The 13,465-nt window shown below is 67.1% G+C and carries 9 protein-coding genes; 3 read left to right on the top strand and 6 right to left on the bottom strand.

Features of this window, described 5'->3' with window-relative positions:
* Positions 1-38 precede the first annotated feature (38 nt).
* The 6 genes from EV580_RS03825 to EV580_RS03850 are packed head-to-tail and all read right to left on the bottom strand — an operon-like array spanning position 39 to position 7,883.
* Entirely contained in the window at positions 39-2,909 is a 2,871-nt protein-coding gene (locus tag EV580_RS03825; RefSeq protein WP_133689789.1) for an AfsR/SARP family transcriptional regulator, read from the bottom strand.
* A 56-nt stretch (positions 2,910-2,965) separates the two neighbouring features.
* The gene (locus EV580_RS03830; RefSeq protein WP_133689790.1) at positions 2,966-3,685 is read right to left on the bottom strand and encodes a FadR/GntR family transcriptional regulator; all 720 of its coding nucleotides are present in this window, start codon (positions 3,683-3,685) and stop codon (positions 2,966-2,968) included.
* A 13-nt stretch (positions 3,686-3,698) separates the two neighbouring features.
* Positions 3,699-4,472, bottom strand: coding sequence for a 3-oxoacyl-ACP reductase (locus EV580_RS03835; RefSeq protein ID WP_133689791.1), 774 nt, complete (start codon positions 4,470-4,472; stop codon positions 3,699-3,701).
* Positions 4,473-5,837 carry an aldehyde dehydrogenase family protein gene (locus EV580_RS03840; protein ID WP_133689792.1) on the bottom strand — a complete coding sequence of 455 codons (1,365 nt, stop codon included), beginning with the start codon at positions 5,835-5,837 and terminating at the stop codon, positions 4,473-4,475.
* Positions 5,834-6,574, bottom strand: coding sequence for a gamma-glutamyl-gamma-aminobutyrate hydrolase family protein (locus tag EV580_RS03845; RefSeq protein WP_133689793.1), 741 nt, complete (start codon positions 6,572-6,574; stop codon positions 5,834-5,836). The genes EV580_RS03840 and EV580_RS03845 overlap by 4 nt, the downstream gene beginning before the upstream one ends.
* A complete protein-coding gene (locus EV580_RS03850; RefSeq protein ID WP_166654637.1) occupies positions 6,561-7,883 on the bottom strand; it encodes a glutamine synthetase family protein in 1,323 nt (440 codons plus the stop codon). Before EV580_RS03850 ends, EV580_RS03845 begins: the two co-directional genes overlap by 14 nt.
* Before the next feature lie 266 nt (positions 7,884-8,149).
* On the opposite strand from EV580_RS03850, the gene EV580_RS03855 reads away from it, so the two are divergent.
* The 3 genes from EV580_RS03855 (at position 8,150) to ngg (ending at position 13,465) form a co-directional block, all read left to right on the top strand.
* Positions 8,150-9,721, top strand: a complete 1,572-nt coding sequence (locus tag EV580_RS03855; RefSeq protein ID WP_133689795.1) for an amino acid permease — start codon at positions 8,150-8,152, stop codon at positions 9,719-9,721.
* Between the two features lie 190 nt (positions 9,722-9,911).
* Positions 9,912-11,717 (top strand): N-acetylglutaminylglutamine amidotransferase, encoded by a 1,806-nt coding sequence (locus EV580_RS03860; RefSeq protein WP_133689796.1) that lies wholly within the window; start codon positions 9,912-9,914, stop codon positions 11,715-11,717.
* Entirely contained in the window at positions 11,714-13,465 is a 1,752-nt protein-coding gene (ngg, locus tag EV580_RS03865) for an N-acetylglutaminylglutamine synthetase (RefSeq protein WP_133689797.1), read from the top strand. Before EV580_RS03860 ends, ngg begins: the two co-directional genes overlap by 4 nt.

Genomic DNA, 13,465 nt, shown 5'->3' on the forward strand with positions numbered 1-13,465 from the left:
CGTTTCAACAATGATGAAACAATCGTGAAATCCGCAGGTCAGGAGCTAAGGCGGCGCAGGCTGGCCCGGGCACGCGCCACGGCGTCCGCGCCGGTCAGCGCGTCGGTTCGCGGCACACCCAGACCCGTGCCGAGCTTGACGATCTGAGTCTGACTCAACGGTGAGGGCTTGCCCGCTTCCACGAGTGCTCGGTGCAGCACGGCGGCGTCCTCGTCGGCACCGAGGCGAACCAGCAGGCGGGTCACATAGCGCAAGTTCAGCCACTGCTGGCTCCAGTCCCCCACCCTGTCCCAGTGATCGAGCACGGCGACGAAATCGCCTGCCGCCGTGTGGGGATCGCCATGGACGGCACGGGTAGACGCCGCTTCCATCAAGGCGATGCCGTGCCACCAGAAGTTGTGTGCCGACGCCGCCAGCTCGGCCGCCTCGTCGAAGAGTGCCAGTGCCCGATCCGGCTGAGACTTCTTGAGCACCAATCCCATTGCATAGTCCGCCATCGACCGGGCGGTCGGATTCGCCGTACCGTCGGCAACGACGCAGGCTTCCTCGGCCGCGTGAAGGCCGCCGTCCGGGTTACGCAGTGCGGCATAGCAGATCGCCATGTAGAACAGCGTCCACACCAAGCGGATCGGGTCATTCTCGCTCCGCGCCCGGATGACCTCGGCCTCGTAATGGCGAAACGCAGTCTCGGGGTCGCCCTCGTAGAGAGCCACATCAGCGAGCACGTCACCGGGATAGGCGATGCGGCCATTGCCTCGGCCGGGCACCCGGCCCGCGACATGACTCGCCCATGCGCGCGCGGCAGCATGATCGGCCCGAATCCACGCTCCCCGCGCCGCGAATCCCGCGGCGGCGGGAACCAGCGGGTGCTCCGGCGGCGCGACGCCCAACACCCGCTCGGCCCACAGTGCGGGTTCGTAACCGATGCGCAGGAACACCGGCTCGGGCAGCGACGTCACCAACCGCAGTGCCCGGTCGACATCGCCATCGGCCATCGCGCACTCGAATCCCGCCCGCAGGTTGTCGTAGTCGGGCAATATCCTTTCGGCCCAAGTCCTTTCATCAGGGGTGTGCATACCCGCCGCCGCATTCTCGGCCAAGCCGGTGAAATACTGCGAATGCCTGGTAGCGCAAGACTCCGCGATCCCGTTCTCCCGCAGCTTGTCTCGACCGAACGCCCTGAGCATCTCCAGCACGGTGAAGCGAGCAGACTCCGGCCCGGATCGCACCACGACCATCGACTTGTCGACCAACCCGCTGAGCAGGTCCAGGGTGTCGTCCTCGGTGGCACCGTCAGGAGCACATACCCCGTGTGCCGCAGCGAGATCGAAGCCGCCCACGAACACAGACAGCTGAGCGAACAGCGCCTGCTCCTCGTCGGCGAGCAAGCGGTAGGACCAATCGATCGTCGCGGCCAGGCTCTGATGGCGGGGATGGGCACTGCGCACACCGCCGCTGAGCAACCGCAGCCGGTCCAGCCGGCGGGCGACGTCGAGGCTGGACATCGCGCGCATTCGCGCCGCGGCCAATTCGATGGCCAACGGCAGCCCATCGAGGCGGCGGCAGATCTCGGCGACGGCGCCGACCGGCTCGCGGTCGGGATCGAAATCCGGGCGGCCCGCCCGGGCCCGGTCGACGAACAGCTCGGTGGCCTCGTCCACACCCAGCGGCGGGACCGCGACGATGCGCTCCCCCTCGATGCCGAGCGGCTCACGGCTGGTGACCAGCAGTGACACCCGCGGACAGTGGCGAACGATCTGGTCGATCAGCCTCGCGGCATCGTCGAGGACGTGTTCGCAGTTGTCGATCAGCAGCAGCACTTCGCGAGCTCGCAGGTATTCGATCAGCGTCTCGTCGATGCTCAGCCCCTGGCGCTGCTGCAGGGTCAGGGCGGCGGCCACCGCGTGACCCACCGCCACGCCGTCTTCGACCGGGGCAAGTTCGCACAGCCACACCCCGTCGGCGAACCGATGTTCGTCGCGGCCCGCGGCCTCCAGTGCAAGCCGCGTCTTGCCGACGCCACCGACCCCGGTCAACGTGACCAGCGGGCCTTCCTGCAGCGCCTTTCCGGCGGCGACCACCTCCTGCTCGCGACCGACGAAACTGGTCGCCCGCCGCGGCAGACCGGCATGCGGGCGAGTCCTCACCGGCTGCGCAGGCACCTCGACTCTGGCTCCCTCGTCGCCGTCGAGGATCGTCTGGTGGACCGCACGCAACGACGGGCCCGGATCGACGCCCAGTTCCTCAACGAGCCGGTCTCGCATCCGACGGTAGGTGTCGAGAGCCTCTGCCTGCCGGCCACTGCGGTACTGGGCCAGCATCAGCTGACCGGCCAGCCGCTCATCCAGCGGATGGGCCGCGAGCGCGGTGACCAACTCGCCGAGAAGCTCGTGATGCCGGCCCGCGCGCAGGGCCGCGTCGTTGCGGTCGAGGACGACCGAAAGCCGTTCCACCTCAAGGGAACCCCGAACATCGAGGATCCACGGGGTGTCCAGCGCGGCGAACGGCTCGCCGCGCCACAGCGCCAGTGCTTCGTCGAACAGACTGGTGGCCGCGACCGGATCGTCTGTCGAGCGGGCGGATGAGGCCAGCTGCCGGAACAGGTGCACGTCGATGGACAGCGGATCGGTGCTGAGCTGGTAGCCACCGGGGCCACGCCCGATGCTGACACCGTCCACTCCGGCGAGCAGGCCGCGCAGCCGGGAGACATAGCCCGCCAACGCATTGCGGGCCCGACGGGGCGGGGCATCGGCCCACACCCGGTCCAGGAGTTGATCTACCGACACCGAACGGTTGACATCGACCAGAAGCGCGGCCAGGACGCAGCGCTGACGTGCATGCCCGGCATCGAGCGGCCGGCCGTCGAGATGAACCTCGACGTCACCGAGCAGGCTGAACCGCGCGCCCATCGGTCACTGACCGCTCGCGTGCGGCAGCACCCGTCCACAGCTCACGCACTCAGAATCTAGTCCAAAAAGCCGTGTAGCAGGGCAGCTGATCCGGCAACATGCGCCTGCATGGCCGCGCCGGCCGCATCGGGGTCGCCGGCCAGGATGGCGATGACGATCGCCTCGTGTTGTTCGTCGGAGTGCGCGATATTGCGCCGCAGCAACGGAATCTGGTCCAGCAGGGCGTTCAGCCGCATCCGGTTCTCGGCCACCAACGGCACGAGCGACGCAGATCCGGCCGCCTCCGCGATCGCCAGGTGCAGCCGGGAGTCCAGCCTCCGGTAGTCGTCGGAGCACGCGGAGCGCACGTCGGACAGCCGGGACCACAGCCCTTCTCGCTCCGTGGCGGTCAGCGTCCGGGTCGCGGCCATCCGGGCGGCCCCCACTTCGAGAATCTCCCGCAGCCGCAGCGCATCGTCGATATCGGCGCGGCTGAACCGCACCACCCCCTCGGTCGGCGCGGGCAGCGACTCCGCCAGGAAGGTGCCCCCGTAGCGGCCACGCCGCGACACCAGATAGCCCGCGTCGGCCAGCGACTTGATCGCTTCCCGGACGGTGTCGCGGCTGACCCCGAGCCGGGCCGCGAGCTCCCGTTCGGGCGGCAGCGAATCACCCGGCGTCAGCACACCGAGCTTGATCGTCTGCAGCAGGCGGCCGACGGTGTCCTCGAAGGCATTACCGAGGCGCACCGGACGCAGCAGTGCCTCATGGGCCTGCTGCGGTTCCGGAGCTGACATGAGTTCTTGCCTCCTACAGCGGAGTCACGTAGTGGCCGGTGATGCCGCCGTCGACCAGGAAGCTCGACCCGGTGATGAACGACGAGTCGTCGCTGGCCAGGAACGCCACCGCGGCAGCCAGCTCCTCGGGCTCGGCGAACCGGCCCATCGGCACGTGCACCAGCCGGCGGGCCGCCCGCTCGGGGTCTTTGGCGAACAGCTCCCGCAGCAGCGGGGTGTTCACCGGGCCGGGGCAGAGGGCGTTGACCCGGATTCCCTGGCGCGCGTACTGGATTCCGAGCTCCCGCGACATGGCCAGCACGCCGCCCTTGGAGGCGGTGTACGAAATCTGGGAGGTCGCCGAGCCGTTGACCGCGACGAACGACGCGGTGTTGATGATCGAGCCCTTCTGCGCGGGCACCATGTGCCTCAGCGCGGCCTTGCAGCAGAAGAAGACCGACTTGAGGTTGACGTCCTGCACCCGGTCCCAGGCGTCGATGCCGGTGGTCTCGATCAGGTCGTCGTCGGGCGGGCTGATGCCGGCATTGTTGAACGCGATGTCGACGCCGCCGTGCACCTCGAATGCGGTGTCGAACAAGCGATTCACCGCGACCTGGTCTGCGACGTCGACCTGGACGAAGGTCACGTTCAGATCGTCCGCGACGGTCTTGCCGGTCGTCTCGTCGAGATCCCCGATCACGACGATCGCACCCTCGTCCCGCATCCGCTTGACCGCTGCCAGTCCGATACCGCTCGCACCGCCGGTGACGACCGCGACCTTGTCCTTGAGTCGCTGCGACAGATCCATCTAGCTCTCCTCTACTGCAAAAAAGACGTTCTTGGTTTCCGTGAAGTGCAGGGGTGCGTCCGGGCCGAGCTCGCGGCCAAGTCCGGACTGCTTGAAGCCGCCGAAGGGGGTGTTGTACCGCACCGACGAATGCGAGTTCACGCTGAGGTTTCCGGCCTCGACCGCCCGCGACACTCGCACCGCCCGCGACAGGTTGTCGGTCCAGATCGACCCGGACAGGCCGTATTCGGTGTCGTTGGCCAGCGCGATGGCGTCGGCCTCGTCGTCAAACGGCAGCACGGTGACGACCGGACCGAAGATCTCCTCGGTGACGGTCCGGTCGGTGCGGTCGGGGGTGAGTACCGTGGGCGGGAACCAGAAGCCAGGCCCGCTGGGCGCTGAGCCGCGGAAGGCGACTGGTGCGTCGTCGGGCACATAGGCGGCCACCGAGTCGAAATGCTTGCGGCTCACCAGCGGACCCATCTCGGTCTCCCTGGCCGCGGGGTCACCGACGACCAGGCCCTTGACGGCCGGTTCGAGCAATTCCATGAACTTGTCGAATACGCTGCGCTGCACCAGGATCCGGCTGCGCGCACAGCAGTCCTGCCCGGCGTTGTCGAAGACCCCGTACGGTGCGGTGGCGGCCGCTTTCTCGAGGTCGCAGTCGTCGAAGACGATGTTGGCGCTCTTGCCGCCCAATTCCAGGGTCACCCGTTTGACTTGATTGGCCGCCCCGGCCATCACCTTGGTGCCGACCTCGGTGGAGCCGGTGAACACGATCTTGCGGACATCGGGGTGGCTGATGAAGCGCTCGCCGACCACCGAACCACGGCCGGGCAGCACCTGGAACAGGTCTTGCGGCAGACCGGCTTCCACCGCGAGCTCACCGAGGCGCATCGAGGTCAGCGGGGTCCACTCCGCCGGCTTGAGCACCACCGCGTTACCGGCAGCCAGTGCGGGCGCGAAGCCCCACGCCGCAATCGGCATCGGGAAGTTCCACGGTGTGATCACGCCGATCACGCCCATCGGCTCGTTGAACGTGACGTCCAGGCCGCCCGCAACCGGAATCTGCTTGCCCGACAGTCGTTCCGGGGTGGCCGAGTAGAACTGCAGCACGTCGCGTACGTGGCCGGCTTCCCATTCGGCAGCGCCGATCGGGTGCCCGGAGTTGGCGACTTCCAGCGCTGCCAGCTCCCCCACGTGGGCATCGACCGCGGCCGCGAAGGCGCGCAGCGCGGCCGCCCGCTCAGCGGGAGCGGCAGCGGCCCAGGCCTTTTGCGCGACCTTGGCGCGCGCGATCGCGTCGTCGACCCCGGCGACGTCGGTCAGCTCGACCGTGCGCAGCGCCTGCTCGGTCGCGGGATTGACCAGCTCAGTCGTACTCAAAACCCTGCTCTCTCTGTCGTGTAGATCCGTGCCGCCTCGACCAGGCCGGCGAACAGGCGAAGATCGTCCAGCGTCTCCTCGGGATGCCACTGCACCGCGAGAACGAAGTCTTGGCCCGGGATTTCGACGCCTTCGATCACCCCGTCGTCGTCCAGCGCGCTGATCATCAAACCATCACCGAGGCGATCGATCGCCTGGTGGTGATAGCACTGCGCCTTCGTGCTCTCCCCGACCAGCCCGGCCAGTCTGCTGCCTGCGACGGTGCTGATCGAGGAGGTGCTGAACACCGCGTTGCCCTGCTGATGGCGGGTATGCCCGACGATGTCCGGCAAGTGCTGGTGCAGCGTGCCGCCCAGCGCGACGTTGAGAACCTGTGCGCCCCGGCAAATTCCGAGTATCGGCAGATGACGGCGCAATGCGGCGGCCACCAGTGCGAATTCCCAGGCGTCGCGACCGCGATCCGGCTTGTCGGTGGTGGGATGCGGGTCGTGGCTGTATGCGGCCGGGTCGACATCCCTGCCGCCGGTGATGATCAGGCCGTCGATCCCGTCCAGGATCTGGTTCGCGATCTCCTCGTCGACCGGCTGCGGCGGCAGCAGCGTCGCGATGCCGCCGGCCAGCGACACCCCTTCGAGATAGATGCCCGGCAGGAAGCTGGCGGGCACGTCCCAGATGCCGGACTTCGCCTGCTGAAGGTAGGTGGTCAGGCCGATCACGGGCCGCTTAGAGGCGCTCAAAGCCGCGCACCCTCTCCCAGTCGGTGACCGCGGAATTGAACGCGGCCAGCTCGATCCGGGCATTGTTGAGGTAGTGCTCGACGACCTCATCACCGAACGCCTCGCGAGCCACGGTCGAGCCCTCGAAGAGCGCGGCGGCTTCGGCCAATGTGGTCGGCAGCCGCTCGGCGCCACTGGTGTAGGCGTTGCCCGCGAAGGCGTCGGGAAGTTCCAGCCCGTTGTCGATGCCGTACAGACCGCCGGCCACCAGCGCGGCCACCGCGAGGTATTGGTTGACGTCTCCGCCGGGCGCGCGGCACTCCATCCGCATCGAATGGCCGTGACCCACCACGCGCAGCGCGCAGGTCCGGTTGTCCAGGCCCCAGGCCACTGCCGTCGGAGCGAAGCTGCCCTCGACAAATCGCTTGTAGGAGTTGATGTTCGGCGCGTAGAACAAGGTCAGCTCACGCAGAGTGGCGAGCTGGCCTGCGATGAAACTGCGGAACATCGGCGACATCCCGAGCGGCTCGTCGGCGTCGGCGAACACCGCGGCGCCGTCCTCACCACGCAGCGAGATGTGGATGTGGCAGCTGTTGCCTTCGCGCTCATCGTATTTCGCCATGAACGTCAGGCTCTTGCCGTGCTGGTCGGCGATCTCCTTGGCACCGTTCTTGTAGATGGTGTGGTTGTCGCAGGTGACCAGTGCGCTGTCGTAGCGGAATGCGATCTCCTGCTGGCCGAAGTTGCACTCCCCCTTCACGCCTTCGCAGTACATGCCCGCGCCATCCATGCCGAGACGGATGGCGCGCAGTAGCGGCTCCATCCTGGTCGACGCGTGGATCGCGTAGTCAACGTTGTAGTCGGTGGCCTTGGACAGTCCCCGGTACCCGGCAGCCCAGGCGTCGCGATAGGTGTCGTCGAAAACCATGAACTCCAGCTCGGTGCCGACGAACGCCTCCAGCCCGCGCTGGGCCAGTCGGTCCAGCTGGGTCTGCAGGATGGAGCGTGGCGCAGGACCCACCGGGCCGCCGTCCACCCACGACAGGTCCGCCATCACCAGGGCGGTGCCGGGCAGCCATGGCAGCAGGCGCAGGGTCGAGAAGTCGGGTGTCATCACCATGTCGCCGTAGCCGGACTCCCAGCTGGACATCGCGTACCCGTCGACGGTGTTCATGTCGACGTCGACGGCCAGCAGGTAGTTGCAGCACTCCGACCCATGCGCGGCAACCTCCTCGACGAACAGCCGGGCCGCGACCCGCTTACCGGTCAACCTGCCCTGCATGTCGGTGAAGGCCACAATCACCGTGTCGATCTCGCCGGCGGCCACCATGGCCTCGAGTTCGGCCTGCACCAACAGACCAGGCCGGCGGCGGCCTACACCATCTGGCGTCACAGGTGCCCCTCTCGATAAAGCCGGTTCGATCATGATTCGACGGAAAGTCAACCATTGGATGCCACCGCTGCGGTGACGTCATCATCCAGATTTACATAAACGTCACTCCAAAGGTAGGACACCAGACCAATAGCGGCCTATTGTCCCTACTCAGAGAGCGCCGGTCGACGCTCGCTGCTACCACGCCCAAAAGGAGAAGAGCCGTGCCAGAGGGTCACGAACTACTCGACGAGGACGAAAAACATCTCGCCAGTCTCGGTTACACCCAGGAACTGCACCGGTCCTGGTCCGGGTTCAGCAACTTCGCCATCTCGTTCTCGATCATCTCGATCCTGGCCGGCTGCTTCACGTCCTTCGGCCTCGGCTGGAACAACGGCGGCCCGGCAGCCATCGCCTGGGGCTGGCCACTGATCTCGGTCTTCATCCTGATCATCGGCCTGTGTATGTCCGAGCTGGTGTCGGCATTCCCGACCTCGGGCGGAATCTATTGGTGGGCAGCCAAACTCGGCGGCCCGAAGGCCGGGTTCTACACCGGCTGGCTGAACCTGATCGGCCTGATCGCCATCCTGGCCTCGGTGGCCTACGGGTCGGCGACGTTCCTGGACCTGACGCTCGGCACCTTCAGCGAGAGCTGGCTGGCCGGCTACAGCCTGACCCGGACCTTCATCCTCTTCGTGGTCATCCTGCTGATCGTCGCGACCATCAACATCTTCTCCAGCCACCTGCTCGCGGTCATCAACAACGTGTCGGTGTGGTGGCATGTCTTCGGTGCCGCGGCCGTCATCGTCATCTTGTGGGCCCTGCCCGAGCAGCACGCCAGCTTCTCCACGGTGTTCGCCACCACGGTCAACAACACCGGCTTCTTCGGCGGATCCACCTCCGGATTCACGTTCCTGCTGTTCGTGCTGCCGATGTCGGCGATCCTGACCCAGTACACGATCACCGGATACGACGCCTCGGCTCACCTGTCCGAGGAGACCAAGAGTGCGGCCGACGGCGCCGCCAAGGGCATCTGGCGCTCGATCTTCTACTCGGCGATCGGTGGCTGGATCCTGCTGCTGACCTTCCTGTTCGCCGTGCAGGACGTCGACGGGGTCACCTCGGGCGGTGGCGCCGTGGCCACGATCTTCAGCCAGGCGCTGACCTCCAAGTGGGCCGGACTGGTCCTGCTGATCTCCACGGCCGGCCAGCTGTTCTGCACGACCGCCTGCCAGACCAGCGCCTCGCGGATGCTGTTCGCGTTCAGCCGTGACCGGGCGGTGCCCGGACATCAGCTGTGGGCCAAGCTCAGCGCCAGGAAGGTCCCGGCCAACGCGGTCATCGTCACCGCGGTGATCGCGGCCATCATTACCCTGCCCGCGCTGGTCAAGGTCGATATCAACGGCGCCCCGGTGCCGATCGCGTTCTTCGCGGTGGTGTCGATCGGCGTGGTCGGTCTGTACCTGTGCTTCGCGGTGCCGATCTACTACCGCTGGAAGGCCGGCGATTCGTTCCCGCTGGGCAGGTGGAATCTGCGTGGCCACCACAAGTGGATGGCACCGGTGGCGCTGATCGAGATCATCGTCACCTCGATCATCGCGATGTTCCCGACGTCGATCGGCGGCGCACCGTGGGATCCCAGCTTCGAGTGGAAGTTCGTGAACTACACCCCGCTGCTGGTGGGCGGTGTGCTGATCCTGCTCTACATCTACTGGCATGTGTCGGTGAAGAACTGGTTCACCGGCCCGATCAAGCAGGTCGATACGACCGGCGAAAAGCTGGAGGGGGTTTCCTGAGTCGCTGAAGGAGACCACACCCCAGGCCCGCCCCCAGGCGGGCCCCGCGCCCCTCGTGCCCCCAGGCCGAGGGGCGCGGTTTGTGTGGAGCCCCGTCTTTTGTGAGCGCCGTCTCCGCCCGGGTTAGGACCCGTCACGCGCGGGTAAATAGGAGGGCCAAGTCAGCGAACAGACGGGATAGGTCGGGACGATGTGTGGAGCGGCGGGCGAAGTCCGCCTCGACAGTCAGGCCCCCGATGTGGCGGCGGTGGCTGCCATGGCGGAGACGATGGAACCGCGGGGCCCGGATGCAGCCGGGGTGTGGTCACAGGGCCGGGTGGCGCTCGGGCACCGCAGATTGAAGATCATCGACCTCTCCGAAGCCGGTGCCCAGCCCATGGTGGACGCCGACCTCGGGTTGACGATCGCCTGGAACGGCTGCATCTACAACTACGAATCGCTGCGCGACGAACTCGCCGGGCACGGTTATCGGTTCTTCTCGCACAGCGACACCGAGGTGCTGCTGAAGGCCTACCACCACTGGGGTGACCGGTTCGTCGATCATCTGTACGGGATGTTCGCCTTCGCAATCGTCGAGCGCGACAGCGGCAGAGTGCTACTGGGCCGTGACCGCCTGGGCATCAAACCGCTTTACATTACCGAAGATTCGCATCGAATCCGGTTCGCGTCGTCGCTACCCGCCCTGCTGGCCGGCGGCGGTGTGGACACCCGCATCGATCCGATCGCGCTGCACCACTACCTCACCTTCCATTCGGTGGTACCCGCGCCCCACACCATTCTGTGCGGCGTGCGCAAGCTCTCCCCCGGCACGTTGCTGGCGATCGAACCTGATGGCACGCGACGCGAAATCACCTACTGGGAACCCGATTTCAGCCGCCGCGCCGACCACGCCGGCTGGAGCGAACGCGATTGGGAGGACGCGGTTCTCGACTCCCTGCGCAAGGCAGTGAAGCGACGCCTGGTCGCCGACGTGCCGGTCGGCTGCCTGCTCTCGGGCGGAGTCGACTCCAGCCTGATCGTCGGGCTATTGGCCGAAGCCGGCCAGCACGGCCTTTCCACGTTCTCCATCGGGTTCGAATCGGTCGGCGGGGTCAAGGGCGACGAGTTCGTCTACTCCGACATCGTGGCCAAGCGGTTCGATACCGATCACCACCAGATCCGCATCGACACCGCCCGCATGCTGCCCGCCCTCGAAGGGGCGATCGGCGCGATGAGCGAGCCGATGGTGTCGCACGACTGCGTGGCTTTCTATCTGCTCAGCCAGGAAGTGGCCAAGCACGTCAAGGTCGTTCAGTCCGGGCAGGGCGCCGACGAGGTGTTCGCCGGCTATCACTGGTATCCCCCGATGGGCGAGCCGGATGCCGCCACCGTGGCCGGCTCGGTGGCCAGCTATCGAGGAGCGTTCTTCGATCGGGACCACGACGGCGTCGCCGACCTGCTGGCCGCGGACCGGATCAGCGACCAGGACCCGAGTCTGGCGTTCGTGGCCGAGCACTTCGCCCGGGCCGGTGCGCAGACCGGTGTGGACCGCGCGCTGCGCCTGGACACCACCGTGATGCTGGTCGACGATCCGGTCAAACGCGTCGACAACATGACGATGGCGTGGGGGCTGGAAGGCCGGGTGCCCTTCCTCGACCACGAACTCGTCGAGCTCGCCGCCACCTGCCCGCCAGAACTCAAAACCGCCCACGGCGGCAAGGGTGTGCTGAAAGAGGCTGCGCGGCAGGTCATTCCCTCCGAGGTGATCGACAGGCCCAAGGGATACTTCCCGGTGCCCGCACTCACCCACCTGGAGGGTCCGTATCTGGACATGGTCCGCGATGCGCTGTACGCGCCGCAGGCCAAGGAGCGCGGCTTGTTCCGGCCCGATGCCGTGGAACGCCTGCTGGCCGACCCCAACGGCCGCCTCACCCCGCTGCGCGGGAACGAGCTGTGGCAGATCGGACTGCTCGAACTGTGGCTGCAGCAGCACGGAATCACCGGGCCGGCAGCGTGACGTCGCATACCGAGGCCATCACGCTGAGCCTGCACGAGGCGTCGCCGGAGGAACTCGTCCGGGAGATGTCCGATGACACGGTGCTCGAACTTGGTTGGGGCCGACTGATTTTCGGGCAGACCTTCGATGATCCCGACAAGCTGGCCGCCGTGCTGCAGCAAGAAGTCCGGGGCCGCAGGGACATCTGCATCTACGCCCGCGAATCCCATGTGCTGGTGGCGAAGTCACCGGCCGAGCTGTTCATCGACCCCAGCCACACCTACCGGTGGCGACTGTCTCCCGACGATCCGGACCCGAGCCAGCCGATCGGCTTCTCGGTGCGCGCGTTGCGCGACAAGTCCGACGCCGACGAGATGAACCGGGTTTACCTGCGCTGCGGCATGGTTCCCGCGCCGACCGAGGTGATCTGGAACAACCACCTGCACTGCGATGCGGTCGAGTATCTGGTCGCGGTACGCGATGACGACGGTTCGATCATCGGCACCGTCACCGGGGTGGACCACAAGCGGCTGTTCAACGATCCCGAGGACGGCTCGAGCCTGTGGACCCTGGCCGTCGACCCGACGACGAGTCTGCCCGGCATCGGCGCCGCGCTGACCCGCACGCTGGCCGCGATGTTCCGTGACCGGGACCGCGCCTACATGGACCTGTCGGTGGCCTACGACAACGAGGCCGCGATCGCGCTGTACGAGAAGCTCGGTTTCCAGCGGGTCCCGGTGCTGGCCGTCAAACGCAAGAACGCCATCAACGAGCCGCTGTTCACCCCGCCGTCGGAAACCGTCGACGATCTGAACCCCTACGCGCGCATCATCGCCGACGAGGCCATGCGTCGCGGTATCCGGGTCGAGGTGCTCGATGCCGAGACCGGCGAGATGCGGTTGTCGCACGGCGGGCGCAGTGTGGTGACCCGGGAATCGTTGAGCGAATACACCTCTGCGGTGGCGATGAGCCGCTGCGACGACAAGCGGCTCACCCGTCGCATCGTCTCGGAGGCCGGCATCGTGGTGCCCCGCGGCAGGCTGGCCACGTTCGACGCCGAGGACCATGCATTCCTGTCCGACGTCGGCGACGTCGTCGTCAAACCGACCCGCGGCGAACAGGGCAAGGGCATCACCGTCGGGGTCGACGGACCCGAGGCGCTGGATTCCGCACTCGCCCGTGCCCGTGAACAACATCCCGAAGTGCTGATCGAGCAGCGCGCCGACGGAGACGATCTGCGCCTGGTGGTCATCGATGGCAAGGTGGTCGCGGCCGCGCTGCGCAAACCCGCCGAGGTGGTCGGCACCGGTAAGCACACCATTCTGGAGCTGATCCAGACCCAGAGCCGCCGGCGGGCCGCCGCCACCGGCGGCGAGTCACGCATTCCGGTCGATGACGTCACCGAATCGACCGTGGCCGAAGCCGGCTTGTCGTTCGATGACGTGCTCGACGAGGGGGTGCGCCTGCGGGTGCGCCGGACCGCCAATCTGCATCAGGGCGGCACCATTCACGACGTGACGGCCACCGTGCACCCCGAGCTGTGCCGGGTGGGGGTGGCGGCGGCCGCCGCCATCGGCATTCCGGTCACCGGCATCGATCTGCTGGTGCCCGACGTCACCCGCGACGAGTACGTGTTCATCGAGGCCAACGAGCGTCCCGGGCTGGCGAATCACGAGCCACAGCCGACCGCACAGGCATTCGTCGACTTCCTGTTTCCCGGGCAGCCGGGTCTACCGCAGGCGTGGACTCCTGAACAGCCGCCGCGCTGA

Source organism: Mycobacterium sp. BK086, assembly GCA_004362315.1.
Lineage (GTDB): Bacteria > Actinomycetota > Actinomycetes > Mycobacteriales > Mycobacteriaceae > Mycobacterium.